Annotated in this window: 24 protein-coding genes, 1 tRNA gene and 1 pseudogene; 10 read left to right on the forward strand and 16 right to left on the reverse strand. The window is 52.1% G+C overall.

The window, feature by feature from the left end; all coding sequences use genetic code 11:
• Nucleotides 1-21 precede the first annotated feature (21 nt).
• Together MOY_RS00510 and MOY_RS00515 are read right to left on the reverse strand one after the other, a co-directional pair.
• Nucleotides 22-315: a co-chaperone GroES gene (locus MOY_RS00510; protein WP_009095313.1), complete on the reverse strand. Its 294-nt coding sequence runs from the start codon at nt 313-315 to the stop codon at nt 22-24.
• A 231-nt stretch (nt 316-546) separates the two neighbouring features.
• On the reverse strand, nt 547-1,032 hold the full coding sequence (locus MOY_RS00515; protein WP_009095315.1) for an FxsA family protein: 486 nt from the start codon (nt 1,030-1,032) through the stop codon (nt 547-549).
• A 277-nt stretch (nt 1,033-1,309) separates the two neighbouring features.
• On the opposite strand from MOY_RS00515, the gene MOY_RS00520 reads away from it, so the two are divergent.
• The gene (locus MOY_RS00520; protein WP_009095317.1) at nt 1,310-2,071 is read left to right on the forward strand and encodes an SDR family oxidoreductase; all 762 of its coding nucleotides are present in this window, start codon (nt 1,310-1,312) and stop codon (nt 2,069-2,071) included.
• A gap of 79 nt (nt 2,072-2,150) precedes the next feature.
• On the opposite strand, the gene MOY_RS00525 is transcribed toward MOY_RS00520, so the two are convergent.
• The 3 genes from MOY_RS00525 to MOY_RS00535 form a co-directional block, all read right to left on the reverse strand.
• Nucleotides 2,151-3,161: a hypothetical protein gene (locus MOY_RS00525; RefSeq protein ID WP_009095319.1), complete on the reverse strand. Its 1,011-nt coding sequence runs from the start codon at nt 3,159-3,161 to the stop codon at nt 2,151-2,153.
• A 51-nt stretch (nt 3,162-3,212) separates the two neighbouring features.
• The gene (locus MOY_RS00530; RefSeq protein WP_009095321.1) at nt 3,213-3,842 is read right to left on the reverse strand and encodes a hypothetical protein; all 630 of its coding nucleotides are present in this window, start codon (nt 3,840-3,842) and stop codon (nt 3,213-3,215) included.
• Nucleotides 3,843-4,003: 161 nt separating this feature from the next.
• Nucleotides 4,004-4,088 (reverse strand) — tRNA-Leu (locus MOY_RS00535).
• Between the two features lie 94 nt (nt 4,089-4,182).
• On the opposite strand from MOY_RS00535, the pseudogene MOY_RS17450 reads away from it, so the two are divergent.
• The 3 genes and pseudogenes from MOY_RS17450 to MOY_RS00545 form a co-directional block, all read left to right on the forward strand.
• A pseudogene (locus tag MOY_RS17450) lies at nt 4,183-4,404 on the forward strand (double zinc ribbon domain-containing protein); the annotation flags it as partial.
• 135 nt (nt 4,405-4,539) lie between these two features.
• Nucleotides 4,540-4,917 (forward strand): ComF family protein, encoded by a 378-nt coding sequence (locus MOY_RS00540; protein ID WP_443134857.1) that lies wholly within the window; start codon nt 4,540-4,542, stop codon nt 4,915-4,917.
• A gap of 32 nt (nt 4,918-4,949) precedes the next feature.
• Nucleotides 4,950-5,924, forward strand: a complete 975-nt coding sequence (locus MOY_RS00545) for a serine/threonine protein kinase (protein ID WP_009095332.1) — start codon at nt 4,950-4,952, stop codon at nt 5,922-5,924.
• Nucleotides 5,925-5,964: 40 nt separating this feature from the next.
• On the opposite strand, the gene MOY_RS00550 is transcribed toward MOY_RS00545, so the two are convergent.
• Entirely contained in the window at nt 5,965-6,552 is a 588-nt protein-coding gene (locus MOY_RS00550; protein ID WP_009095334.1) for a hypothetical protein, read from the reverse strand.
• A gap of 340 nt (nt 6,553-6,892) precedes the next feature.
• On the opposite strand from MOY_RS00550, the gene folE reads away from it, so the two are divergent.
• Nucleotides 6,893-7,444, forward strand: coding sequence for a GTP cyclohydrolase I FolE (gene folE, locus MOY_RS00555; protein WP_009095336.1), 552 nt, complete (start codon nt 6,893-6,895; stop codon nt 7,442-7,444).
• A gap of 154 nt (nt 7,445-7,598) precedes the next feature.
• Nucleotides 7,599-9,056 carry an NAD-dependent succinate-semialdehyde dehydrogenase gene (locus tag MOY_RS00560; RefSeq protein ID WP_009095338.1) on the forward strand — a complete coding sequence of 486 codons (1,458 nt, stop codon included), beginning with the start codon at nt 7,599-7,601 and terminating at the stop codon, nt 9,054-9,056.
• Nucleotides 9,057-9,148: 92 nt separating this feature from the next.
• Here MOY_RS00560 and purH read toward each other — a convergent pair whose 3' ends face one another.
• From purH to ppa, 8 genes are all read right to left on the reverse strand, one after another.
• On the reverse strand, nt 9,149-10,747 hold the full coding sequence (gene purH, locus MOY_RS00565; protein WP_009095340.1) for a bifunctional phosphoribosylaminoimidazolecarboxamide formyltransferase/IMP cyclohydrolase: 1,599 nt from the start codon (nt 10,745-10,747) through the stop codon (nt 9,149-9,151).
• A 50-nt stretch (nt 10,748-10,797) separates the two neighbouring features.
• Nucleotides 10,798-11,121 (reverse strand): DNA-binding transcriptional regulator Fis, encoded by a 324-nt coding sequence (gene fis / locus MOY_RS00570; RefSeq protein WP_009095342.1) that lies wholly within the window; start codon nt 11,119-11,121, stop codon nt 10,798-10,800.
• Nucleotides 11,118-12,158 carry a tRNA dihydrouridine synthase DusB gene (gene dusB / locus MOY_RS00575; protein ID WP_082429656.1) on the reverse strand — a complete coding sequence of 347 codons (1,041 nt, stop codon included), beginning with the start codon at nt 12,156-12,158 and terminating at the stop codon, nt 11,118-11,120. Before dusB ends, fis begins: the two co-directional genes overlap by 4 nt.
• Before the next feature lie 98 nt (nt 12,159-12,256).
• Nucleotides 12,257-13,168, reverse strand: coding sequence for a 50S ribosomal protein L11 methyltransferase (gene prmA / locus MOY_RS00580; protein WP_009095347.1), 912 nt, complete (start codon nt 13,166-13,168; stop codon nt 12,257-12,259).
• 141 nt (nt 13,169-13,309) lie between these two features.
• Nucleotides 13,310-14,650, reverse strand: coding sequence for an acetyl-CoA carboxylase biotin carboxylase subunit (gene accC, locus MOY_RS00585; RefSeq protein WP_009095348.1), 1,341 nt, complete (start codon nt 14,648-14,650; stop codon nt 13,310-13,312).
• A 30-nt stretch (nt 14,651-14,680) separates the two neighbouring features.
• Nucleotides 14,681-15,142: an acetyl-CoA carboxylase biotin carboxyl carrier protein gene (gene accB / locus MOY_RS00590; RefSeq protein ID WP_035539692.1), complete on the reverse strand. Its 462-nt coding sequence runs from the start codon at nt 15,140-15,142 to the stop codon at nt 14,681-14,683.
• Between the two features lie 315 nt (nt 15,143-15,457).
• The gene (gene dsbD / locus MOY_RS00595) at nt 15,458-17,311 is read right to left on the reverse strand and encodes a protein-disulfide reductase DsbD (protein ID WP_009095355.1); all 1,854 of its coding nucleotides are present in this window, start codon (nt 17,309-17,311) and stop codon (nt 15,458-15,460) included.
• Nucleotides 17,312-17,510: 199 nt separating this feature from the next.
• Nucleotides 17,511-18,041 carry an inorganic diphosphatase gene (gene ppa, locus MOY_RS00600; protein WP_009095357.1) on the reverse strand — a complete coding sequence of 177 codons (531 nt, stop codon included), beginning with the start codon at nt 18,039-18,041 and terminating at the stop codon, nt 17,511-17,513.
• A gap of 260 nt (nt 18,042-18,301) precedes the next feature.
• Here ppa and MOY_RS00605 point away from each other — a divergent pair, with 260 nt between their 5' ends.
• Nucleotides 18,302-20,017 carry a bifunctional protein-serine/threonine kinase/phosphatase gene (locus MOY_RS00605; RefSeq protein WP_009095359.1) on the forward strand — a complete coding sequence of 572 codons (1,716 nt, stop codon included), beginning with the start codon at nt 18,302-18,304 and terminating at the stop codon, nt 20,015-20,017.
• Nucleotides 20,018-20,130: 113 nt separating this feature from the next.
• Here the strand turns inward: MOY_RS00605 and MOY_RS00610 are convergent, their stop codons facing one another.
• Both MOY_RS00610 and rnt read right to left on the reverse strand, forming a co-directional pair.
• Nucleotides 20,131-21,390 (reverse strand): 6-phosphofructokinase, encoded by a 1,260-nt coding sequence (locus MOY_RS00610; RefSeq protein ID WP_009095362.1) that lies wholly within the window; start codon nt 21,388-21,390, stop codon nt 20,131-20,133.
• Between the two features lie 166 nt (nt 21,391-21,556).
• The gene (rnt, locus tag MOY_RS00615; RefSeq protein WP_009095364.1) at nt 21,557-22,225 is read right to left on the reverse strand and encodes a ribonuclease T; all 669 of its coding nucleotides are present in this window, start codon (nt 22,223-22,225) and stop codon (nt 21,557-21,559) included.
• A 221-nt stretch (nt 22,226-22,446) separates the two neighbouring features.
• On the opposite strand from rnt, the gene MOY_RS00620 reads away from it, so the two are divergent.
• From MOY_RS00620 to MOY_RS00630, 3 genes are all read left to right on the forward strand, one after another.
• Nucleotides 22,447-23,667 carry an argininosuccinate synthase gene (locus MOY_RS00620; RefSeq protein WP_009095366.1) on the forward strand — a complete coding sequence of 407 codons (1,221 nt, stop codon included), beginning with the start codon at nt 22,447-22,449 and terminating at the stop codon, nt 23,665-23,667.
• A 56-nt stretch (nt 23,668-23,723) separates the two neighbouring features.
• Complete coding sequence (locus tag MOY_RS00625) at nt 23,724-24,050, forward strand: HlyU family transcriptional regulator (RefSeq protein WP_009095368.1); 327 nt, start codon at nt 23,724-23,726, stop codon at nt 24,048-24,050.
• Nucleotides 24,051-24,114: 64 nt separating this feature from the next.
• Entirely contained in the window at nt 24,115-25,251 is a 1,137-nt protein-coding gene (locus MOY_RS00630) for a DUF294 nucleotidyltransferase-like domain-containing protein (RefSeq protein WP_009095370.1), read from the forward strand.
• Nucleotides 25,252-25,262 lie beyond the last annotated feature (11 nt).

Below are 25,262 nucleotides of genomic sequence, written 5' to 3' on the forward strand. Positions count from 1 at the left end.
GGCGCTTAGCGGCAGCAATGCTTAGCCTTCGACGACCGCTAAAATATCGGCTTCGCTCATGATCAGAACTTCTTCGCCGTCGATCTTCTGCTTCTCAACGCCATAACCGTCTTTAAAAATAACGGTATCGCCAACTTTAACGTCTAGCGGGCGTACATCGCCGCTTTCAAGAATACGGCCGTTACCAACCGCCAGGATTTCGCCGCGCGTAGGTTTTTCCTGCGCGTTACCCGGTAGCACGATGCCGCCAGCGGTTTTCTGCTCTTCTTCTTTGCGGCGGATTACGACGCGATCGTGCAAAGGACGGATATTCATGCTCACGTTCTCCTGAGTATCGTCAAGCCTGTTGAGGCTATTAGCTTAAAATGAACTCTCGTGGACAAGTTGGCCGCGAGAAGTGAAGGCACGTTGCCTTCATGTTAATGGCGAGAGCATATGCTTTCGCCGAATTTGTCTGCTGCCTCAAAAGTGGGGGCTACCCAGAACCTTTCAAGGGGGCGACAAGAAAAAATTTGCGTATTAGCAATTTTCTTGCCTAATAAGCACTTAGTGCCGTCGAGAAGCGTCGTCCCGGCTAATGAAGTCGCCTTCAAGTGGTGCGTCCGGGCGCTCTGACTCTTGATCATGGCGTTGGCTTTGCCGCTGGTTAGAAGCGTTAGCTTGATACTGCTGTTTATGCACCGTTTTAAGCCCTAGCCAAGCAAGCCCTTTTAACATGAGTTGGCGAGCATTAGGCAATAGACAAGCGAGACCTAAGGCATCTGAAAGAAAACCGGGGGCCATCAGTAGTGCACCACCAAAAATTAGTGCCGCACCGGTGAGTAGCTCATTTGAAGGGATTTCACCTGCCTGCATTCGCTGACGTGCTCTGGCAAAGGTTGACACTCCCTCTTTACGAATAAGATGCAGTCCCACAAAACCGGTAACAATCACTAGCAGCAGCGTCGTCAGTAAGCCAATTTGACTACCAACGGAAAAAAGCAGCACAAAGTCGAGTAAGGTAAATAGCGATATAAAAAAGAGGATGGGCATAATGCGCTCCATAACAGGCGTAATCGCTGGATATGGTGGCAGAAATACACAAAACAAGCAGCTTTTAACAGCTTGGCTATGGGCAAGGGATTTTTAAGTACTCGATTTTTGGTGCAGCTTCTTCTATGCTGCAGTGCACAATTTTTTTATAGCAGTCACCCTAGAGGGCTGTTCTGAGTGAGGCATGTGTGTAGGTAGCTGTAAAAGTAGCTAGGACTAATTTTACAGCTAAGTTGTTACGCCAGTGCTTTAGAGTATCTTGTTGAAGGAGAGTGACATGCAGTTGACCGATAAAGTTATTGCTATTACTGGCGGTGCGCGCGGCTTGGGTTTTGCTACCGCTCAGCGGCTAGGCGCTCAGGGCGCGCGTTTGGCGCTACTCGATATGAGTGCTGAAGCGCTTGATGAGGCAGTCTCGTCGCTTTCGTCCCAGCATATTGATGCGCAGGCATTTGTGGTCAATGTTGCCGATGAAGCGTCGGTTCAAACGGCCTTCGCTGACATTGCGACTCGTATGGGTCCCGTGAGTGGTTGCGTTAATAATGCAGGTGTCACTGACGATGCACTGCTTATCAAAGCTAAAGATGGCAAGGTTGAGAAGCGGATGTCGTTGTCATCATGGCAAAAGGTGCTGGATGTTAATTTAACCGGGGTCTTCCTTTGTGGTCGTGAGGCAGCGACACAAATGGTAGAAGCAGGACATCAAGGCGTTATTGTCAATATTTCCAGTATTTCCCGGGCGGGTAACATGGGGCAAAGTAATTACGCCGCTGCGAAGGCAGGCATTCATGCGCTGACGGTAACTTGGGGTAAGGAGCTTGCCCGCTATGGCATTCGTGCGGGTACCGTGGCGCCCGGTTTTATTGCCACCGATATGACAGCCTCAATGCGTCCCGATATGCTGGAGAGAATTTCAGCCAGCGTGCCGCTAAAGCAGTTAGGTGAGCCAGATAATATTGCCCAGAGCGTTGCTTTTATTTTTGAGAATGATTACTTCACGGCGCGCATTATTGAGTGTGATGGCGGTCTGCGGATTTAATTGAATGGCAACCGTAATAAAACGCATTGGCAGGTCCTTGCCAATGCGTTTTGAGAAGAAGCAAAAGGAGCAAATAGCCTTAGAAATTGAAATAGTCGCGGTTAACTTCCCGCTGGAAGTACATCTCCAGACGCAGCGTCATTGCCCAGCGAGGGTCGTAGTTTACCTCACGCTGAAAGTGTAGCTCCGGGATGACATCGGCAAACAAGATGCCCTTATGCACGTCTCGGCGGTAACGGGTTTGGAGGTAATAATTGGTCATTCTAGGGTTGGACGCACTTTCACCAAGAGCGATAGCGGAGTAGCGCATGGCGCTGCGATTATTTAAGCGCTGATTGAGCTCTGCAATCTCACTGAACTCAAGGGTATCCTCCTCCTCGCGCCACTGGACAGTGGTGACAAAGCGTAAATGGCGGTTGTCGGAAAGTGGGCGGCCGATATCCCATCGCGTGCGCGCTGAGTAACCTTCATTGTTAAACCACGATAGACGGTTAGAGGATTCAAGCTGCCAGGAGCCCTCGCCTATACCCCACAATCTCTCGCTGGTAAAGCGTACATAGGGGTCAAGTGGAATCCGTAGGCGAACGCCCGCGCCAATTCGATTGCTCCAGTTCTCACGCTTGTCTCGTCTCTCTAGCCAGTCTAAGCCAAGCGTGGATGAGCGTCGGTCTCGCTGGTCATTATATAACCGTCCTGAGCCTTGATCAGCCAACGTGCCTTGTGACTCTTCTGGGTCGCTCTCAATGATTAAGCGCAACCGCTCTTCGGTAGTGGGTAAGTCGATTCGATAACGTATGCTGACATCACCGCTGGTGCCTTCACCCTCCATCCAATCAATTTCCTGACCAAGCCGAAGGTAGGATTCATTATTAACAGAGTTTGATTCATCGCCGCCAAAAAAGGAGTCAATATTGCGTGATGTGTTATCCACCCAATTTCCCACGCGCGCACGAAAAGGCTCTACCTGCTCTTCCGCCCACTCGGGTAAGTCGCTGTCAGCTTCGTCGCCATAGGCATTGGTTTCACCATGAGCATTTGTCGCTAATACAGTGAATAAGCCAAGCCAGCAGTAAGTTATTATTTTTTGCATCGAGCGGTCTCAATAGTAGCGTGAATTGGTGACTTGACTTAAAAGTGAAGCCTATTGTGCTTTATGGGTTTCAATCTCTTTTGCCCATTCCAGAACTCGCTTGCGTTGTCTGCGGCCATTGAGTCGGACTGTGTCCACGCTGGCTGGCGTAAGCTGGCGGTTTGGTTCTGTGTCTAGATCAAGGATGAAGCTGCGTAAAGCACCTACCGGCATGTCTTCAGAGCCATAAATAGCAATGACACGTATGTCGAGTTGGATATTGTGCCCATGCAGCACTTCATCATCGATTTTCCAGTGCTGTTTAACTTGGTTCACGATGTTTCCGAATGACTGAATATGCAGATAGTCGCCGGAGGCAAGCGGGCCTTGGTGGGTGCGATAGTTGACGTCTTGATCCTCGTCGCTCTGCTGCTGATACTCCACTACGTCGAGTGAGTATCGACCCTGTTGGGTGTGAAGCACAGCCACTACATGTTGAATATAGATAGCTTCATTGCTCATGTTACTGATTAAGCAAAGGGCTTCAGTACCAATTCCTTTACCCCGATTAATAATGATTCGAGGGCGCCGTTGGCGAGCATAGCCGTTATAGAGTAATTGGGCATAAAATAACCATACAAACAGCGTGCAAACACTTGCAACGGCGGATATTGCTTGGGCGTTGTCGTCAAGCCATTCCATTGGATGAGATCCTTCTCAATACATTGGTAAAAAGCATGACTATTAACTTAGCCTAAAAGTGAGACTCAGTCAGTAGCTTAGAAAAATTAAGAAGAGGCAAAAGTGAGAAGCAAAAAAAATTCGGTCAGCCGATGGCTACCGAATTGATTTAAAGCTTAAATTGGTGCGGATGGGGAGACTCGAACTCCCACACCTTACGGCACTAGAACCTAAATCTAGCGTGTCTACCAATTCCACCACATCCGCTGAATACGAGACGTATATTAACAGCTTCTTTGTTAATGTCAACACTTTGAGTATTGTGGTCTCTCACTAGTGACGTGGGTGGGGTATGCATCTGATGCGATGGCTACATAACAAGCTTAATAGGAGAGCGGTCAAATCAAGCCAATGGCTTCGCGTTGGGCTGCCAGGCTATTGTGCTTTTTGCCTAGCTCCTGGAGCTGCCGGCAGAGGTTGGTGCTGGGAGTGCTTTAACGACCTCCCGTGGAACAGTGCTGGGTGTCTGCAATGTAAAGAACCACTGAGCAGCACACCGTTACACAAGCTCCAGGCCGTATGCGGTCACTGTTTAACGAATCCGCCTGCTTTTAGGGCCACAACAGCCGAGTTGCTATATCAGGGGCCTGTCATAGAGTTGCTCCACGATTTTAAATTTAATGCCTCTCCCCGTGCAGGAAATCTACTAGTGGAGCTGATGCTAGCTAACACGCCAACTTCGTTAGGTAGTGTACTGCTGCCAGTGCCGATGTTTCCTGCTCGTGCTCGAGAGCGGGGTTTCAACCAAGCGCATTGGCTAGCCAGCCAACTGGGGCGTCGGTTGGCGCTGCCCGTTGCTAGCGCCTCAAGTATTAAACATTTGCCTTCACAGCGCTCATTAAATCGCCGCCAGCGAATGGCAAATATGGTGGGTGCCTTTAGCGTCGCAACATCACTCCCATCTCATGTGACGATTATTGATGATGTGATAACAACGGGGGCCACTGGGCACGCGTTGGCGATTGCTGCGCTGAAGGCTGGTGCTGAGCGAGTAGATATATGGAGCGCTGCCCGTACGCCATTGGATAAGAGTTGATAGAATGAGGCTTTCTTTCCAAGGAGCGGTCTATGTCGCATACATTTAACGCACTATCGCCAGACCTCGTGATGTCAGCCGCCGAGTCCATAGGAGTTTGGCCTGCTGGCGAGCCGTTTGCGCTTAATAGCTACGAAAATCGTGTGTTAATGTTTCGCGATGATGAGGGTGGTCGCTGGATAGTTAAGTTCTATCGTCCTGGTCGTTGGAGTAACGAAGCGATTCAAGAAGAGCACGATTTCTTGCAGGAGCTATATCAGGCTAATGTGCCAGTTGTTGCTCCATGGAGAGACAGCCAAGGCCGCTCACTGCATGAGTTTCAAGAGTTTCGGTTTGCCTTGTTCCCTCAATGCGCAGGTCAAGCGCCTGAATTAGATAATCCTTCGCATCTTTTTGCTTTGGGTGAAGCGCTTGGCAGCCTTCATAAAGTGGCGAGTAAAAAAGCGTTTCAATACCGTCGTGAGTTGCATTTTGAGCGCGATATTGTTGAAGCGGAAGCGCACGTATTAGCAAGCGAGTGGCTTAATAAACACCAGCGGCGTGCCTACCAGCAGGTAATCCAAAAAATTCTTCGTCAGCTAGGTGGAGGGACTGTTGAGGCCGCGCCGATGATACGCACTCATGGCGATTGTCATTTAGGGAATGTGCTGGGTAGGGACGGGGTGTTTACGCTAGTTGATCTTGACGACTGCATTATGGCGCCGGCTATCCAAGATATTTGGATGTTGTTACCGGTGAGTGACCCCAATAGCTGGCGCGCGCAATTAAGCGAACTTGTTGAGGGTTACGAAGAGACGCTGCCGTTTCCGCATAAACAAATGTCGCTGATTGAACCGTTAAGAGCTTATCGTTTGATTCGCCATACTGCATGGTTGGTCTCCCGCTGGGACGACCCTGCATTTCCCCGCGCATTTCCCTGGTTGGCAGAAAGCGGTTATTGGGATCAACACATTCGACAGCTTGAACAGCAGTGTTTGCAGCTAGAGAAGCCTATTTGGCTGGCCTAGGCACGTCATTTATAGGTGCGCTAGGTCAGCAGCTGTTAGGTTATTCTGCCGCTGTTGAATTGGCGTTGCTGCCTTCGCTGGGAGCTGGGCGGTCAGCAGGTATAGGGTTGGCGACGCCTTCGCCATTAGCCTGTCGGCGAGCAGCGTTAATCTCTGCTGATGGATTGTCTTGCGCAGAAATGCTGACGCTTTCATCAAGCGTTAAAATGAATGCATCACCTGGGTTAAGGGTGCACGCTGTGTCGTCGCACGCTAGCCCGTACTGGCCGTCTTCCGAGTAGGCGCTGGCTTTGAAGGTGCCTGAGTAAATAGCGCTTTCGGCATCATCGGTTTCAATACAGGTAGCATCTTGGGTAGTAATCCGGATGCGGTTACCGCTTAACTGTGCATTCGCTACCAGAATGCAGTACTCGGGTAGCTCATGAGTGGCGCTATTTACAGGCGCGGGGTGCAACAAAATATCTGCTTTACGAGCTTGGTCTTCGCTCAGGCGGAGGTTTTCAATGACTTCAACACCAATACTAGCGCCACTAGGCAGAGTCAGAGAGGCATCAGCTGCTTGAAGAGGCGCAGCTAATGCTGAACCAATTAGGGTAGTTAACCAAAAAGACGTTGATTTAAATGACATGTAGAGTGCTCTCAGATTTGACGCTGCGGTTAAAGCAAAAATAGTGATTAATCATAGCACAGCTCAAATAGACACGAACGGGGGAGCGCGGCACTCTGCCACAGTGGTGCTAGGTACGTTAAAATAAGCCAAGACGCGGCTTTTAGTTGTACAAAGGTTATTTTAAGGTATATTTTTGTATATGAGTGGCGTGAAAACGTATTACGCGGCTTGTAAGTATTTGTTTAAAAATATTTGTTTACGAGCATTAGGTTGCAACTAATAGTTTGTGCGCATCATGACTCACAAGCGCGACAACAGCGCTTAAAAGAGAGTACGCACAGTTTGTATGAGGCTTAACATGACTGACGACATCGCCCAAAACTACCGCCAGATTATTACTGCTATAGGAGAGAATCCAGAGCGTGAAGGGCTACGTGATACGCCCAAGCGGGCGGCAAAAGCCATGCAGTTTTTAACAGCAGGGTACCGGCAGTCGCTCGAAGAAATAGTGAATGGCGCAGTGTTTGAATCTCAGACCGATGAAATGGTACTGGTGAAAGATATCGAACTCTACTCGATGTGTGAGCATCACCTGCTGCCATTTATTGGTAAATGTCATATCGCTTACTTACCCAACGGCAAAGTGCTTGGGCTTTCTAAATTTGCTCGGATTGTTGATATGTTTGCAAGGCGTATGCAAATTCAGGAAAACCTTACCCGTGAAATTGCAGAAACCGTGCAGCAAGTTACTCATGCCAGAGGGGTTGCCGTGGTCATTGAGGCGCGCCACTTATGCATGATGATGCGAGGCGTTGAGAAGCAAAATTCAAGCATGACATCGTCGGTAATGCTGGGCGGCTTTCGTGCTAATCAGGCTACCCGCCAAGAGTTTTTAACGCTGATTAGTTGAGTGGGCTGTTATGCAGTGCTCACCCCAGGCTTCTGTGCCTTTTTTTGGAGCTAGCGTCTGCGTTGTTGCCAAACACTTGGTCAAATGTGCTTTTTCGTCTTAGCATGAAGGGGTTTATGAGCCTGCGAGGCCATCATTTGGTCAGGAGTCTGTCATGGAAGCGCTGAAAGAGACACAGCTGTATTGCCCTTTTGCCTATATCGACGGCAGCTGGGTGGCCGCAGACAGCGGTGAGCAGATCAACGTTATTAATCCGGCAACCGGCGAACCGGTTGGCGATATCCCGCGATTAGGCAAAGCTGAAACAGAACGCGCCATTGATGCGGCGGACACCGCATTGCCCGCCTGGCGAGCATTAACCGCTCAGGAGCGTGCTGACCTATTACTCAAGTGGCATGATTTAATGCTTGAGCACCAGCATGATTTGGCACTGCTAATGACCTATGAGCAGGGCAAACCTGTAAAAGAATCAGAAGGCGAGATTGCATACGCCGCGAGTTTTTTGCGCTGGTTTGCCGAAGAAGCGAGGCGTGTTTATGGTGAAACCATCCCTGCAGCTAAGGCTAATCAGCGGATCGTGGTCACCAAGCAGCCGGTAGGCGTAGTGGGTGCTATTACACCGTGGAACTTCCCGGCGGCGATGATAACGCGTAAGGCTGGAGCTGCTCTGGCCGCAGGTTGTACTATCGTGGTCAAGCCTGCCAGCCAAACACCATTTTCGGCTACCGCGCTGGCGCTGCTTGCTGAGCGAGCAGGTATACCACGTGGTGTTTTCAACGTTGTGCCGGGTAATGCGTCTGAAATAGCCAAAGCACTGACGCAGTCGCCTAAAGTGCGCAAAATTACCTTTACGGGTTCCACTGAGGTCGGGCGTAAGCTGATGGCTCAGGCAGCTGAGCATGTTCAAAAAATATCGCTAGAGCTGGGCGGTAACGCACCGTTTATTGTTTTTGAAGATGCTGATCTTGATGCTGCGGTTGAAGGTGCAATGTCGGCTAAGTTTCGCAACGCCGGCCAAACCTGTGTGTGTACGAACCGTTTTCTAGTTCAGTCCAGCGTGATTAACGCTTTCTGCGAAAAGCTTGCGGTGGCGATGAACAGTGAGCTTCGAGTAGGGGATGGCACTAAATCCGGTGTTAATATCGGTCCGTTGATTGACGAAAATGCGGTAAAAAAAGTCAGTGAACACGTACAGGATGCGGTTGATAAGGGCGCAGAGCTGTTGCTGGGCGGTCATCCACACCCGTTAGGTGGCAACTTTTTCACCCCCACACTGATAAGCTTTGCGACCGATACAATGAAAGTGGCTCATGAAGAAACCTTCGGTCCGCTAGCAGCCGTGTTTCCGTTTGATGACGAAGAGACCGCCATCGAAATGGCTAACGACACTGAGTATGGCTTAGCGTCCTACTTTTATTCGCGCGACCTAGCGCGGGTATGGCGCGTTGCTGAGGCGCTTGAGTATGGCATGGTGGGTATTAACACTGGGCTTATTTCCAATGCAGCAGCGCCGTTTGGTGGGGTAAAAGCCTCTGGCCTTGGCCGCGAAGGCGGGCACCAGGGCTTAGAAGAGTATTTGGAAACTAAATACCTCTGTATTGATCTAGGCTAACTGCTCTCGTCAGGTCATTTTAAGATGAAAATAAAAAACCCCCATTGGCGCCGTGCCAACGGGGGTTTTCGTTTTACAAGAAAGGATGGTACTTAGTGGCGGAAGTGGCGCATACCGGTAAATACCATCGCAATGCCCGCTTCGTTAGCGGCATCAATCACTTCCTGGTCACGCATTGAGCCACCGGGCTGAATAACGGCGGTAATGCCTGCTTCAGCGGCGGCGTCGATACCGTCGCGGAAGGGAAAGAATGCGTCAGAAGCCATGACTGAGCCAGGAACCGAGAGCCCTTCATCGGCTGCTTTAATACCGGCAATTTTAGCTGAGTAAACCCGGCTCATTTGGCCAGCGCCAACGCCAACAGTTTGTCCAGCTTTTGCATACACAATGGCGTTGGATTTAACGAATTTAGCCACTCGCCAAGCAAACGCTAGGTCACGTAGCTCCTGTTCAGAGGGCGCACGTTCGCTGACGACGGTTAACTCTTCACGGGTCACCATGCCCTGATCGCGTTCCTGCACCAGCAGGCCGCCATTAACGCGTTTAAAATCAAATGCCGGCTGCTGTTCACCGGGCCAGTGAGCGCTAACATCCAAAAGGCGCACATTCTGTTTTTCCGCCACAATGGCAGCTGCCTCATTGCTAACGCCGGGTGCAATAATCACTTCTACAAACTGACGGTCGATAATGGCTCGTGCGGTCGCAGCGTCTAGCGCCACATTGAAGGCGATGATGCCGCCAAACGCGCTGGTGGGGTCGGTAGCAAACGCCTTGTCGTAGGCTTCCAAGGTGCTTGCACCAATGGCTACGCCACAGGGGTTGGCATGTTTGACGATAACGCAGGCCGTTTCATCAAACGCTTTTACGCACTCAAAGGCGGCATCGGTATCAGCCACATTATTAAAAGAGAGCGGCTTGCCTTGCAGTGTTTTTGCAGTGGCAACGCTTGGTTCGCTTGCGGTCGGGTCAACGTAAAATGCCGCTTGCTGGTGGGGGTTTTCCCCGTAGCGCATATCCTGCTTTTTATGTAACTGCAGATTGAAAGTGCGAGCGAAGGAAGCGTCTTCGCTGCGTACTTTGCGGCCTAGATAGTCGGCGATGGCACCGTCATAACCTGCCGTATGTTCAAACGCCTTAACGGCAAGATCAAAGCGGGTTTCAGCGCTTACCTGGCCATTGTGGTGAGAAAGTTCACCTAGAACGCGTGCATAGTCATCCGCGTTCACCACAATCGTCGTGAAGGCATGGTTTTTTGCGCAGGCGCGCACCATTGTGGGTCCGCCAATATCGATGTTTTCGATAGCGTCTTCTAACGTGCAGTCAGGGTTGGCTACGGTGGCGGCAAAGGGGTATAGGTTAACCACGACCATATCGATTGGCGTAATATCGTTCTCTGCCATCACAGCGTCGTCTTGGCCGCGGCGAGCAAGAATGCCGCCGTGAATTTTGGGGTGTAGCGTCTTAACCCGGCCATCCATAATTTCGGGAAAGCCGGTGTGCTCAGACACTTCTTTTACCGGGATACTGTTTTCTTGCAGCAGGCGAAACGTGCCACCCGTAGAAAGTAGCTCTACACCGTTTTGGCTCAAGCCACGGGCAAATTCAACAATGCCGGTTTTGTCAGATACGCTTAGGAGTGCGCGGCGAACGGGAGTTACATTGTTACCAGCTTTAAGAGTGCTATCAGCCATGAGAGTGCTCGTGTGCAGGGTCGAAAGTTAAAAACTAATAACGCCCCGTATTAGGGGGCGTCACCTTCAATGAGTCCGTACTGTTTCAGCTTCTTGCGCAGCGTGCCGCGATTTAAGCCCAGTACATCGGCAGCGCGGGTCTGGTTGCCATCGGTATGTTCCATAACACAGGCAAGAAGTGGCGCCTCTACTTCGGCCATCACCATGGCATACAGGTCAGTTGCCTGACTGCCATCGAGATGCTCGAAGTAACGACGCATAGCGGTTTCAACCGCCTCTCTTAGCGGTTGAGGCGGCGTTGTGGTAGCAGGGTCCGCCAGCGTGCCGGAGAGCTGTGGAGAAAATTCGCTGGAAAGCAGGTCGCGTTCGGTCATGCAGCATGGCTTCCTTTGGCTAGCAGACGCTCTGCAGCGTCATGCGTCATGGCATTGTTAATCCACTCAAACTGCGAATCAGGCGAGCTAAGCGCATTAAATTGTTGTTTTAGCATGCGGCGTTGATGGTCAGAAAAGCGCTGATCATCATTGACGTACCAGCCAACATGCTTACGTGCGATGCGAACACCCATGGTCTCGCCGTAAAATGTGTGCAGGGCGCCCACGTGTTCGGCAAGCACTTGGCAGCGCTCGGTCAAGCTAGGGGAGGCGAGCCGCTCGCCGTGGGTCAAATAGTGATTAATTTCTTGAAATATCCACGGATTGCCCTGGGCGCCGCGACCTATCATGACCGCATCGGCTCCGGTATAGCAGAGCACGTCATGGGCTTTTTCTGGGCTGGTAATGTCGCCATTGGCGAATACGGGTATAGAAAGGCGCGACTTAATGTCCGCTATCGTGTCGTACTCTGCCCAACCAGTATAGCGCTGCTCCCGGTGGCGTCCATGTACCGCTAACGCTTGAATGCCTGCTGACTCTGCCAGTTGAGCGATGCGCAGGCCATTATTTGATTCAGCGCACCAGCCCGTGCGGATTTTAAGCGTCACTGGAATATCTACTGCAGCGACTACCGCTTCTAGTATCTCTGCCACCAGCGCTTCATCTCGCATCAGGGCAGAACCCGCTGCTTTGTTGCAGACCTTTTTTGCTGGGCAGCCCATGTTGATATCAATCACCTGCGCGCCTAGTTCAGCGTTGAGTCGCGCCGCATGGGCAAGCATGTCAGCATCGCCGCCGGCAATCTGCACCACACGCGGGGCTGGTTCGCCCTGGTGATCCATACGCAGCTGAGACTTACGGGTATGCCACAGCGATGGGTCGGCGGTGACCATCTCGCCCACTACCCAACCAGCACCAAGCCGCCGGCAAAGCTGTCGAAAGGGACGGTCGGTAACGCCTGCCATGGGCGCCAGTATTACCTGATTAGGCATCTGGTAAGGCCCAATCTTCGGGGGGTGAGTCGTCAGTAGAGTCATAGTGCTGCGTTGTGGGCCTGCATGAAATCGACGGGTAGGCGTTTCAAGGGGGCGTATGATACGCCTACTCGGCGATGGGGTGAAGGCCGAAAGCGCGATTAAGCCGGTCGCATCCCAGATAAGCGTACCCAGCCTTCACGAATAATCGGCTCTTCCATGATGAGTCCTTGAGCTTGGTAGGCTTCTAGCACGTCGTTGGCTTGGTTAGCTAAAATGCCGGATAGGGCAAGATGCCCGCCTGGGGCAACGTGGCCAGCAATCATTGGAGATAGCTCAACTAGAGGGCCTGCCAGTATGTTAGCAGTAACAACGGGATAGGGGCCGTCCGTTAACTGTTCGGGGTAGTAAAGCGCTAGTTGCTGATCATTGATGTGGTTGCGTTCGGCATTATCCCGGCTCGCTTGAAGTGCCTGGGGGTCGATGTCAGTGGCATCGGCATGGACGGCGCCTAATTTTAGCGCTGCAATCGCAAGTATTCCTGAGCCGCAGCCCACATCCAGTACCCTTTTATCGTGTAGCTGTCCGGCAACGGCTAGGCTGTCCAGCCATTCCAGGCAGAGTGCTGTGGTGGGGTGAGTGCCGGTGCCGAAGGCGAGTCCGGGATCTAGAATCAGGTTGACGGCGTCGGCTTCTGGCGGCTCATGCCAGCTAGGGACAATCCAGAGTCGCTCACCCATTTTCAATGGAGTGAAGTCATCCATCCACTCTCTTTCCCAGTCCCGGTCAGCAAGCAGCTCATATTCGATCATGGGGCAGGGGTCGCTGGGCAATTGCTCTGCCCATGCTGCCTCAATTCGCCCTAACATTTCGTGAATGCCTTCTAGATCGTCGTATAGGCCGGTTAATATTGTGTCCTGCCACAGCGGTGTTGTGCCTCTTTCAGGCTCGAAAACAGGGTTGTCATGGGCATCTTGTAGGCCGATGGCGGTGGCGCCTTCTGCTAGCAGTAGCTCTTCGAGCAGGTCCGCTTGCTCGGGGGCGACGTGAGCTTTGAGTTGAAGCCAGGGCATGGGGATCTCCGCTGCATGGAATAGCAATTCGTTGAGAAATGTTAGAACGTTATAAACAGCAACGGGGTGGCTTTAGCCACCCCGCTTAGCAGTACGTACCTAGTGCTACCGGCCTAGATGTTGCCAGTGTCTTGGGTTGTGTTAGCTGCTGAGCTTCTTCTCAAGGTAGTGGATGTTGACACCGCCTTGGCGGAAGTAGCTGTCACGGACGAGGTCTTTCTGCAGGTCGATGTTGGTTTTAATACCTTCGACCAATAGTTCGTCGAGTGCATTACGCATCCGCGTTAAGGCGATTTCGCGATCTTCTCCCCATGTGATCAGCTTGCCGATCAGTGAATCATAGTGAGGAGGTACGGTGTAGCCGGTGTAGATGTGCGAGTCCATTCGAACGCCAAGACCGCCGGGAGAGTGATACAGCGTTACTTTACCCGGTGAAGGCATAAAGGTGCGCGAGTCTTCAGCATTAATCCGACACTCAAAGGAGTGACCGGAAAGCTTCACATCTTCCTGGCGGATTGAAAGTGGCAAGCCAGAAGCAATACGCAGCTGCTCTTTGACGATATCCACGCCGGTCACCATCTCGGTCACCGGGTGCTCTACCTGAACGCGAGTGTTCATCTCAATGAAGAAATACTCGCCACCTTCGTATAAGAATTCAAAGGTGCCTGCGCCGCGGTAATTAATCTTGATACACGCTTGGCGGCACGCTTCAAGCACCTGGGCGCGGGCTTCAGGATCAAGTCCGGGCGCTGGGGCTTCTTCCAATACTTTTTGGTGACGACGCTGTAGCGAGCAGTCGCGGTCATAAAGATGAATCGCGTTACCCTGGCCATCAGCAAGCACTTGAACTTCAACATGGCGCGGCTTTTCAAGGAATTTTTCCATGTAGACCGTGCCGTCGCCAAAGGCGGCGTGTGCTTCTGTGCGGGTTACCGTAATGGCTGATAGCAAATGGCCTTCGGTATGCACTACGCGCATGCCGCGACCGCCGCCACCCGAAGCTGCTTTGATGATTACCGGATAGCCAATTCTACGTGCCGTGGCTAAATTGGTGGCGTCATCGTCGCCTAGGGGACCGTCTGAGCCGGGCACTGTGGGAACGCCGGCTTCTTTCATCGACTGAATAGCGCTAACTTTGTCACCCATGAGGCGGATCGTTTCAGCGCGCGGGCCAATAAAGGTAAAGCCAGAGCGTTCTACCTGTTCAGCAAAGTTGGCATTTTCCGAGAGAAAGCCATAGCCCGGGTGAATGGCGGTTGAATCGGTGACTTCTGCAGCGCTAATCAACGCCGGAATATTCAAATAAGATTGCGCTGAGGGAGCGGGGCCAATACACACTGCTTCATCAGCAAGCCGGACGTGCATTAATTCACGGTCAGCTTTTGAGTGTACCGCAACGGTTTTGATCCCTAGCTCTTTACAAGCCCGAAGAATACGTAGGGCAATCTCGCCGCGGTTCGCGATAAGTACCTTGTCCAGCATGGGAGAATCCACCCGTGTTGATATGAAAGATTAAGCGATGACGATCATAGGTTGATCGAATTCCACCGGTTCGCCGTCTTCCACAAGGATGGCCTCAATCACACCATCGCGGTCAGCTTCGATTTGGTTCATCATTTTCATCGCTTCAATGATACATACCGTATCACCTTGCTTCACAGTGTCGCCTACTTCTACAAAGGCTTTTGCACCCGGGGCCGGGCTACGGTAGAAGGTGCCCACCATGGGTGAATGAACAGCTTCACCGCGATAGCTGGATTCCTGGGGCTCAGCCGCTACTGGCGCAGCGCTGGCGGTGGGTGCCTGTTGGTAGGGGGATTGCTGGGCGTATTGGGGCATTGGCTGGGGCTGCCAAGTTGCCCCGTTCGGGTGGCGGCTGATGCGAACGGACTCTTCGCCTTCCTGAATTTCAATCTCGCTGATGTTGGACTCTTCGAGTAACTCAATCAATTTCTTAACTTTACGAATATCCATATAGTAGCCCCAATCGGTGTTAAAGGTTTCTACAGGATAGGCAAGCAAAAAGAGTTGCCCATACCGTGGCGCCTGAGAGAGCGCAGTAAACCAGAATTAAAAATGAAGAGAACGCTGCACGATGGTGAACGTTACCCGTTGCTCAGCCGTAAAAGATGCGTTTTTTAGCTAATATGGGTGCGGAGTTTGCCGAAAAAGTGCGAGCATGTCCAGTGGTGGTCTAGATATGCTCGTTCTTAGGAAATTAAACAACTGTTTGACGACAATCGCGACACAACGGCATAAAAGGGGCGGTTAAAGGGCTAGTTTTCGTACTCACCCCTGCTGCCAACGCTTAAACGACTCTAGGTGTTGTGCAAGTTGTTCAGCATTGACTTCACCTTGAATGCGCGCATCGCGAATTTCCTCTCCTTCAGCAAAAAATAGCAAGCTAGGTGGGCCAAAAAGGTTGAAGCTGTTAAGCAACTCTCGGCTTTGAGCATCCGTGTTGGTCACATCGACCGCTACAAGTTGAAAATCGTTCAATGCGGCGCTTACGTCTGGGTGGGGGTAAACCTCGCGCTCCATCAGTTTGCAGGATATACACCAGTCTGCAGTGAAGTGGACAAAGGCCGGGCGCTGGTTACGCTCTGCTTGGGCAACGGCCATCTCTAGGTCGCTCAGGGAGTCGACTGTTTGAAATGAGTGTGCCTGAGACGTGGCCTCAGATTGTCCGCCTGAAACCGTCAGTGGGCGAAGCGGGTTGCTGCCACCTTGGGCCGCGCCAAACACCAGCGCAACGCCCCAAGCAAGCAGCATAAGGCCTAAGGTTTGGCGTGCCCGAGACCAGCCAAGGGGTTGGTTAATGTTGAGTGCGCCCAGCGCTAGTGCGCTGCCAATGGCCAGCCCTGCCCAGAGTAGCAGTGCAACAGAGGGTGCCACTAACCGCTCAATCATCCAGATAGCGACACCCAGCATCAGCAGCCCAAAGGCGATTTTTACGCCGTTCATCCAGGCGCCGGTGCGGGGCAGCAAGGTGGTGCCAAAGGTGCCTACCAGCAGGAGAGGAACCCCCATGCCCATGCCAAGCGCAAATAAAACGGCGCCCCCCATCAGCGCATCGCCGGTAGTAGAAATAAACACCAGTGCGCCCGCTAAAGGTGCGGTTACACAGGGAGAAACCACCAGCACCGATAGTGCACCTGCCAACGCTAATCCCGCAGGCCCACTCTGTTGTGCGCGGGCTTGCCAAGCATCTACCCGGCTGGCTAAGCGGGGGGAAACGCGTAAATTAAAGGCACCAAACATAGCCAGTGCAAATAGCGTAAACAGCAGTGCGAACGTGATCAGTACGGGCGCGGACTGCAAGTGGGCTTGAAGATTAAGCCCCGCGCCGAATAACCCCATCAAGATGCCTACCACGGCATAGGTAGACGCCATGCCCAGTACATAGCTGGCGGACAGGGCGAAGGCACGGGGTTTAGTGGGATTTTGGCCCACCACAATGGATGACAAAATAGGGATCATTGGCAGGACGCAGGGAGTAAAGGTAAGCCCAATGCCGGCGAGGAAAAAGAGGCCAAGCGCAAGTGGTAGGCTAGCCTCGCTAATCAGAGCGCTAAAACGACTGTCCTGACTCTGTGGAGCACTGAAGCTGGTGTTGTCGTTAGCAGTGCGCTGCTCCCCGGAGGGGGTTGTTTGTGACGTGGGGTCTGTCTCCCAGTCAGCAAACCTAGGAGGTGGCGACGTTTCGTTCGCTCCAAGGGTTATGCGTTCAGGCGGGTAGCATAGGCCTGCGTCTGCACAGCCTTGAAAGGTAAGCTCAATATCAATGGGGCCGCTATAGGGCGCTGAAAACGGAGCCTCAAATACCAAGTTGTCGCGAAAGATATACACGTCACCCATGAACTCATCATTGGTAAAGGTGCCGTCGGGTATTAGGGGCTCTTCTAAGTCAACGCTACTATTTAGGCTGGTAACTGCCAGTTGGTGGCGATAGAGGTAGTACTCATCAGCAATATCTACGCCAATAAAAAGCGACTCACCGTCATGCCAGGCAGTGGGTTGAAATGCCTCTAAGACAGGTAAAAAGTCACTCTGGTTGCTGGAAGAGGAAAACCACTGCGCCTGAGCCAGCACAGGGAGCCAGCAGAGCAAAAAAAACAGGCTAAAACGTTTGATGGGTAACACGATATATCCTTGCGCAGTCTTTACGGGGTATCTGAGACGCAGCATATCGCACCTCTCAGCGCCAGCGTAGCCGCTGCGGTGTCGTGACGCGGTACTTCACACTGAGTTAATCCACGAATGCATTGTTTTAAATACAAAAAAGACCTAAACGCAAAAAGGCTGCCCCGAGGGCAGCCTTTTTGCGTAACTAACCCAACCGTTAGGCTTTGTGGTAGGCCGCTGCGGCTTTTTCAATCGCTTTGCGTGCAGCCTCAACGCCTTCCCAAGACTCAACTTTAACCCACTTGCCTTTTTCGAGGTCTTTGTAGTTCTCGAAGAAGTGTGCAATCTGCTGGCGCAGCAGCTCAGGAAGGTCTGTGACCTCTTGAACGTCATCGTACAGCGTGCTGAGTTTCGGGTGCGGTACACAGACGAGCTTGGCGTCTTCACCCGCTTCATCGGTCATGTTCAAGATGCCGATGGGGCGCGCACGAATAATGCTGCCAGGCGCAACTGGGTGAGGAGTGACGACCAGTGCATCCAGCGCGTCGCCATCGTCAGCCAAGGTGTGGGGAATAAAGCCGTAGTTGGCCGGGTAGAACATAGGGGTGGCCATGAAACGGTCAACGAGAAGGGCGCCCATGTCTTTATCAATTTCATATTTAATCGGCGCATGGTTGGCAGGAATTTCAATTGCCACGTAAATGTCGTTGGGCAGATCTTTTCCGGCGGGGATATTATCGAAGTTCATCGTTGGTTCCTTGGCTTATGTAGAGCAGTGACTAAGCAGTAAGTGCGTTGGTGCATTGCATTAATTGCGAAGAATTATACGAAGATGACTGCTGGATTACCAATGCGACATAGGTGTGTGCAATCGACTAATTTTATAAGCACCCTAAATGTGCCTGTTTTTATAGGGATAGCGACGTTTGGTGGGCATCGTTTCACGCCGCCAGCGTGTATCATAGGCCCTGGGTGTTTCCCATCAAGAGGCAAGCCTAGGAGGACGAGTTGGCGCACGCCCAGTTGCTAATCAGTTATGGACAAGCCTTTGTCGCTCCGGATGGGCGACAGCACCGCAGCTCTATGTCGGTACGTTTGCCTGAACAACCCCTCCTGAACGTTAAAGGCGGCTGCGCGGTGATTAGTGACTCAATCTCGCGTAACACCATGGCAAAGCAAGCCGGGGATCTCAGTGTACGTGGCTTTCTAGCCGACTATTACTCCACCCCAGACCATTGGGATACCAAAACCTCTGCTACGCGTGTGCTACGAGCGTTAAATGGCTGGTTCTACAGCCAAAGCCAGCATGTAAAAGAGGGCAGTTTTGTTTCTTCGCTATCTGCTATCGTGTTTCGAGGGCGCGAAGCGGAGCTATTTCACATGGGCGATACGCTGGTGTTCCGGCTGCGTGGCGCTGAGTTTGAGCAACTGACCCGTGACCACGTAACGGATATAGGCGGTTATCGCTACCCTTCACGGGCGCTGGGGATGGATGGCAGTGTAGATATTGATTACACCCAGCTGGCACTGAAGCAGGGGGACCTGTTTGTATTTACCACTCAAGGCGTTAGGGGGACGCTGCTGCCTTCTGACTATGTCCGCCTAATTCGCCAGGATGCGAGTGATTTAGACGCTGCCTGCGAACGTCTCGCCAGCGAAGCGAAACAGCGTGCTCAGGAGCGAGGGTATGGTGGAGATCAATTCTGCTTTCAGCTGCTACGGATTGATGAGTTGCCAGAGGAGGCTGATGATCACCCTAGCTTAATTTACGGTGATTTACCCATACCGCCGGAGCTATCGGTAGGCGAGCGGCTTGATGGTTTTGAAGTGCAAGCCGTGCTCTCGCGTAACGCCCAATCTAGAGTGTATCGTGTGCGTGATATTCAATCAGAGCGCGACATGGTGATGAAAGCGCCAAGTCCAGAGCTTTCCTTGCGCAATGCCTATCTGGAGCATTTTTTACTTCAACAATGGGTGGTTGAACGGGTCAAGTCACCCTTCGTGGTGAAGGTGGTTGAACCCTCTCGCCCACGCCGCTATCTCTACTATCTAATGCAGTATGTAGAAAGCGAAACGCTGCGCCAGTGGTCTGAGCGTCATCCTCAGGCGAGCCTAATACAGCGGTTAGATATCGCCAATCAGCTGGGGAAAGCAGTGCAGGCACTGCACCATCGGGACATTATTCATCAGCAAATCACCCCTGATAATATTTTGATCGATACCCACGGCAAACTGGTGTTGGCTGATTTTAGTGCTTGCCACATGCGCGAAGTCGATGGGCATCGCAATTCAGGTGAGCTACTGCGCCAAATTGGCTTTAATGAACACACGGCCCCGGAGTATGCTCTGGGTGATAGCGTAGGGCGGCGCAGCGACCAATATTCGTTGGCCTCCACCGTTTACTGGCTGTTAACTGGCGCGTTGCCTTATGTTTTGACACCCAACCGTCTGCGTAGCCATACGGATCTTGAAGAGCTGAGCTACCGTAGCGCGCGCACGACGAACCCTGAGATAACCCACGACCTTGACGAAGCCCTGCGCAGGGCATTGGATCCACAGCGATCACTGCGGTTTAGGCGAATGTCAGAGTTTCTTCATGCGTTACGCGTGCCGTTAGGGCGGCAACCAGCGAAACAGGAAGCGCGCCAAGAACCGCGGCGGTTTTGGCAAGGCGTGGCGGGTATTCTGCTGCTACTGCTCGTGCTGTCTTGGTTGCTAAGGTAAGTTACTTTAAAAAAGCGCTAAGCATACATAAGTATAAAAAAGGGGCGATGCTTTTACGGCACCGCCCCTTTTATATTGCTCGTCACAAATTGCTCGTCACAAACCAAAAGCGCTTAAAGAGTGAAAGGAGGCAGTTTTTGCTCGACCTTCGCAAGCTTCAACTTAGCGACTTTTGGTAGGCCATTTTCAAAGGGTGGGAAGTCTTCCCCTTGAATCAGTGGTGATAGGTAGTCGCGGCACGCTTTAGTGATCTCAAAGCCATTTTCGCTGATGTAGTCTCGCGGCATGAATTTCTCTTGATTGGCGATTTGCGCCAAGGGAGCAGAGATCACATCCCACTGGTAAGGCTCTTGGGAGATGCGACGAATGGCCGGCATCATAGAGTTTTTACCTGCTAGCGCCAGGGTGACGGCTTCGCGGCCCACCGCATACGCCTGCTCGACATCAGTCTTAGAGGCTAGGTGGCGCGCCGCACGCTGCAGGTAGTCGGCAACCGCCCAGTGGTATTTATAGCCCAAGTCCTGCTTGATCATACCGGCTAACGTTGGTGCAACACCGCCAAGTTGACGGTGGCCAAAGGCATCGGTATTGCCGGCATCGGCAAGGAAAGTGCCGTCTTCGTAACGAGCGCCTTCCGATACCACAATCACGCAGTAACCATACTTGGTGACACTCTCTTCTACCCGCGCCATAACAGCACTTCGGTTGAACGCAATCTCCGGGAAGATAATCAGGTGGGGCGGCTCGCCTTCACCTTCTCCCGCCAAGCCGCCAGCGGCAGCAATCCAGCCTGCGTGCCGCCCCATGACTTCCAGTACAAAAATTTTGGTGGACGTTGCACACATAGAAGCGACATCCAGTGATGCTTCCTGTGTAGAGGTGGCGATGTACTTAGCAACGCTACCAAAACCCGGGCTGTTATCAGTAATGGGCAGGTCGTTATCCACTGTTTTAGGAACGTGAATAGCGGTGAGGGGGTAACCCAGCTTTTCAGACAGCTGCGAAACTTTTAAGCACGTATCCGCGCTATCGCCACCGCCATTATAAAAAAAGTAACGAATATCGTGGGCTTTAAAGACTTCAATTAAGCGTTCGTACTGGGCGCGGTGTGTATCAATGTCTTTGAGTTTGTAGCGGCATGAACCAAAAGCACCGCCCGGCGTGTGGCGCAGAGCAGCAATAGCTTCATCGCTCTCCTGGGACACGTCGATGAGATCTTCCGTCAAGGCACCGATAATGCCGTTATGACCGGCGTACACCTTACCAATTTGCTCGGGGGCTTGCCGACATGCTTGGATAACGCCGCAGGCGCTGGCATTGATGACGGCGGTAACGCCACCGGATTGGGCGTAAAAGGCATTATGCTGAGCCATGGAAACGTCTCATCTCCTAAAAACAGATAGTTGGAACACGCTCTAGAACGTGCTTGATGACTAAAATAATTAAATATGCCCAGGAAAAATGCCGTGGCATTCCCTGGGAAATTTATAGCAAACGGCGAAAGTTTAGCGTAAAGCGGCAGGGGCTGCATTAGGCTGGCTACTCGCCGATGTCCAGCTCTTGCTCCTGTTGGGCGAGCTGCCAACCGCCTAAATCTTTATAGCGGTTAACCATCGCGCAAAAGAGCTCCGCGGTGCGTTCAGTATCGTAACGAGCAGAGTGAGCCGCTTTATTATCGAAATCGATACCCGCAGCGCGACATGCCCGGGCAAGCACGGTTTGGCCGTACACGAAGCCAGCGAGCGTTGCCGTATCAAAGCTTGAGAACGGATGAAACGGGTTTCGCTTTACATCACAGCGATTAGCCGCCGCATTTAAAAAGCTATGATCAAATGCCGCGTTATGCCCCACCAAGATGGCACGTGAACAGCCGTGGGCTTTAATGGCTTTGCGAATAGGGCGAAAAAGCTCCCCTAGCGCCTCTGACTCCGTGAGCGCCACTTGGCGTCGCAGTGGGTCGTCCAGGTTGATGCCGGTAAAATCTAACGCAGACTGTTCAACGTTCGCCCCTTCGAAAGGGTGAATATGATAAGCGTAGGTGGCATCGGGTAATAAGTTACCCTCTGGGTCCATGGTGAGCGTAACGGCTGCAATCTCAAGTACGGCGTCGTTTTGGGCATTAAAACCACCCGTTTCTAAATCAATGACAACCGGCAGGTAACTGCGAAAACGTTGGGCCATTAATTCGCGGGCAATTGCCTCGCTCATGCAGCTCTCCTTAGTAAAGCGAGTAATCGGTCAGGGTGTGCAGCAAGCCACCGCAATGAATGGTGTGATTCTAGCAGCTTTATCCCCAAGGCGTCGTTGACGGTATTCGCTGAGCATTGAGAGCGCTATACTAATAGAGTGTGGTAACAGGTTTTTGTTAGCACATGGCGTGCCGCGCTATATATTTTGGTGAACTGCTTTCCCTACACAAGGAGTAAAGAATGTCCGATGTCAAAAAGGTTGTGCTGGCGTATTCAGGCGGCCTGGACACATCCGTAATCGTTAAGTGGTTGCAAGAGACCTACAACTGCGAAGTAGTGACCTTTACAGCCGACATCGGTCAGGGCGAAGAAGTTGAACCCGCCCGTGCGAAAGCGGAAGCGCTGGGCGTTAAAGAGATCTACATAGAAGACCTTCGTGAAGAGTTCGTGCGGGACTATGTCTTCCCTATGTTCCGCGCTAATACTATTTATGAAGGTGAGTACCTGCTGGGTACCTCCATCGCCCGCCCGCTGATTGCCAAGCGCTTAATCGAAATTGCCAATGAAACCGGTGCCGATGCTATTTCCCATGGCGCGACGGGCAAAGGCAACGACCAAGTGCGTTTTGAGCTGGGCGGTTACGCGCTGAAACCGGGTGTTAAAGTTATTGCACCGTGGCGCGAGTGGGATCTCACTTCTCGCGAGAAGCTGATGGCCTACTGCGAAGAACGCAACATTCCGGTCGATTTTTCTAATAAAAAGAAAAAATCGCCGTACTCCATGGATGCCAACCTGCTGCACATCTCCTACGAGGGCGGCATTTTGGAAGATCCGTGGGCAGAAGCAGAAGAAGATATGTGGCGCTGGAGCGTTTCTCCAGAAGCCGCGCCGGAGCAGCCCACCTATGTGGAGCTTACCTTCGAGAAAGGTGACATTGTTGCCATCGATGGTGAGCCATTGAAAGCGCATGAAGTGCTCGAAAAACTTAACAAGCTTGGCGGTGACAACGGAATTGGCCGTTTAGACATTGTTGAAAACCGCTATGTGGGCATGAAGTCTCGCGGCTGCTACGAAACGCCAGGGGGCACGATTATGCTGCGCGCCCACCGTGCGATTGAGTCGCTGACTCTCGATCGCGAAGAAGCGCATCTGAAAGATCAACTGATGCCTAAATACGCAGAAGTCATCTACAACGGTTACTGGTGGAGCCCAGAGCGTCGCATGCTGCAAGCGGCTATCGACGAGACTCAGAAGAACGTTTGTGGCGTTGTGCGTATGAAGCTCTACAAAGGCAACGCCATTGTGGTGGGCCGTAAGTCCGAGCAGTCGCTGTTTGATGAGTCTATCGCGACGTTTGAAGATGATGCGGGTGCTTACAATCAAAAAGACGCGGAAGGCTTTATCAAGCTGAATGCGCTGCGTTTACGTATTGCCGCTGGTAAAGGGCGTCAGCAGAGTTAACAATGCGTTAAGCGGCCAGCGCCAAGCTGGCCGTTTTTATTGCAGGGGAACTACCTATGCTTAAAAAACTACTTTCAGGCCTTTTTGGGGGCGGTGGCCAAGGCGCTGAAGAGAGCAGCGCAAACGCTGCCGAGCCAGTAGAGTACAAAGAGTATTTAATTGTCTCCCAGCCTGATAACCAAAGCGGGCAATACCGGGTTAGTGGCTGGATTCGCAGGCTAGATAGCGCGGGCGTTACTCAAGAGCATCGATTTGAGCGTTCAGATATGCTTCCCGGTCGTGAAGCCTGCGACGCGATGATGATCACTAAAGCGCAGCGCTATATTGATGAAGTAGGCGAGGCAATGTTTGCCCCCGATCCTCGGCAAAAAGAGCAAAACTGATTAGCCAAGCCATACCCTCGCTTAAATAACCCATAGAGCCACTCATTAAACCAAGGAGCGGCGAATGCGTGTTGTATATCAAGCCTCGCCATGGCGCTCCTTAATAGATAAAGATGGCCAGCTAAACAGGTCGGCTATCACGGCGCCGTTAGACGACATTTTTTCCAGACTCTTTGCGCCACACCTTACGTTGGCGGATTCCCATGCCTGTCAACTGCCACTCGTTGAGGCGCTGGTGCGCTATGACATTCCCGCATGGCGCATTAGTCAGATTATTGGCGACCATAATGCGTGGCTTTACCGTCAGGCAATAGCGCTATCGCTCAATGAAATGCATGCCCAGGGGTGGGGAGAGCCTCCCGTTGATTACTGCGTGGTAATGTTAGGGTCAGCTGCCCGGTATGAAAGCCTCCTCAGCCCAGACCAGGATAATGCGTTAATCATTGATGACTATCCGGATGCCCGCCATGTGGAAATCGATGGCTACTTTCAAGCCCTGGGTGAGCGCTTCACCCAGCGTCTTGATGAGGCGGGGATACCTCTGTGTCGAGGGCATATAATGGCTCGCTGGCCGATGTGGCGAAAACGGATCAGCGAGTGGCGCTTGCAACTGGAGATATGGAGCGCTGATCGGCGTGTTAAACGCGTTCAGCAAACCAATATTTTGCTTGATTTTACGCCAGTGGCAGGCAACTCAGCCCTTGCTGAGCAGTTGGCGGAGAGTGTTGCTAAAACGCTTCCCCAAGCATCGCTGTTTATGGATGAAATGTCGGTATTGCTTGATGAGCTGCCGGTTGCTTTAGACCGTTTCGGACGCGTTGCGGCTAGCCCAAGCTCGGAGGCACCCCACCGTCATGCCATTAATCTTAAACGGCAGGGATTACTTCCATTGATCAGCGCTGTGCGCTTGCTCAGCGTAAGGCATCGGCGGCAGGAAATAGGCACCCGGGAGCGCTTGGTCGCGCTTAGCCATGCAACTGATACCTTGAGTTTAGAGCAATCAGACTTGCTGATAGCAGCTTTTGAGCGTTTTCAACAGTGCCTGCTGGATCAGCAGCGTTATGACATATCACGCGGCCAGGCTGCAGATGGCTGGGTTGATCTTCGCCGCTTACGTGAGGATGAGAAGTTGCTGTTGAAGTTTGATCTCCAGCAGGTCAAACGACTTGTTGCCTTAGCCAAAAATACTTCTTTTAGCTGATGGTGCGTTTC

The organism is Halomonas sp. GFAJ-1, from assembly GCF_000236625.2.
GTDB lineage: Bacteria > Pseudomonadota > Gammaproteobacteria > Pseudomonadales > Halomonadaceae > Vreelandella.

Bases quoted from the DNA above. Each gene is read 5' to 3' on its own strand.
- MOY_RS00510 (WP_009095313.1), bottom strand. From the start codon at position 315: ATGAATATCCGTCCTTTGCACGATCGCGTCGTAATCCGCCGCAAAGAA.
- MOY_RS00515 (WP_009095315.1), bottom strand. From the start codon at position 1,032: ATGCCCATCCTCTTTTTTATATCGCTATTTACCTTACTCGACTTTGTG.
- MOY_RS00520 (WP_009095317.1), top strand. From the start codon at position 1,310: ATGCAGTTGACCGATAAAGTTATTGCTATTACTGGCGGTGCGCGCGGC.
- MOY_RS00525 (WP_009095319.1), bottom strand. From the start codon at position 3,161: ATGCAAAAAATAATAACTTACTGCTGGCTTGGCTTATTCACTGTATTA.
- MOY_RS00530 (WP_009095321.1), bottom strand. From the start codon at position 3,842: ATGGAATGGCTTGACGACAACGCCCAAGCAATATCCGCCGTTGCAAGT.
- MOY_RS00540 (WP_443134857.1), top strand. From the start codon at position 4,540: ATGCTAGCTAACACGCCAACTTCGTTAGGTAGTGTACTGCTGCCAGTG.
- MOY_RS00545 (WP_009095332.1), top strand. From the start codon at position 4,950: ATGTCGCATACATTTAACGCACTATCGCCAGACCTCGTGATGTCAGCC.
- MOY_RS00550 (WP_009095334.1), bottom strand. From the start codon at position 6,552: ATGTCATTTAAATCAACGTCTTTTTGGTTAACTACCCTAATTGGTTCA.
- folE (WP_009095336.1), top strand. From the start codon at position 6,893: ATGACTGACGACATCGCCCAAAACTACCGCCAGATTATTACTGCTATA.
- MOY_RS00560 (WP_009095338.1), top strand. From the start codon at position 7,599: ATGGAAGCGCTGAAAGAGACACAGCTGTATTGCCCTTTTGCCTATATC.
- purH (WP_009095340.1), bottom strand. From the start codon at position 10,747: ATGGCTGATAGCACTCTTAAAGCTGGTAACAATGTAACTCCCGTTCGC.
- fis (WP_009095342.1), bottom strand. From the start codon at position 11,121: ATGACCGAACGCGACCTGCTTTCCAGCGAATTTTCTCCACAGCTCTCC.
- dusB (WP_082429656.1), bottom strand. From the start codon at position 12,158: ATGACTCTACTGACGACTCACCCCCCGAAGATTGGGCCTTACCAGATG.
- prmA (WP_009095347.1), bottom strand. From the start codon at position 13,168: ATGCCCTGGCTTCAACTCAAAGCTCACGTCGCCCCCGAGCAAGCGGAC.
- accC (WP_009095348.1), bottom strand. From the start codon at position 14,650: ATGCTGGACAAGGTACTTATCGCGAACCGCGGCGAGATTGCCCTACGT.
- accB (WP_035539692.1), bottom strand. From the start codon at position 15,142: ATGGATATTCGTAAAGTTAAGAAATTGATTGAGTTACTCGAAGAGTCC.
- ppa (WP_009095357.1), bottom strand. From the start codon at position 18,041: ATGAACTTCGATAATATCCCCGCCGGAAAAGATCTGCCCAACGACATT.
- MOY_RS00610 (WP_009095362.1), bottom strand. From the start codon at position 21,390: ATGGCTCAGCATAATGCCTTTTACGCCCAATCCGGTGGCGTTACCGCC.
- rnt (WP_009095364.1), bottom strand. From the start codon at position 22,225: ATGAGCGAGGCAATTGCCCGCGAATTAATGGCCCAACGTTTTCGCAGT.
- MOY_RS00620 (WP_009095366.1), top strand. From the start codon at position 22,447: ATGTCCGATGTCAAAAAGGTTGTGCTGGCGTATTCAGGCGGCCTGGAC.
- MOY_RS00625 (WP_009095368.1), top strand. From the start codon at position 23,724: ATGCTTAAAAAACTACTTTCAGGCCTTTTTGGGGGCGGTGGCCAAGGC.
- MOY_RS00630 (WP_009095370.1), top strand. From the start codon at position 24,115: ATGCGTGTTGTATATCAAGCCTCGCCATGGCGCTCCTTAATAGATAAA.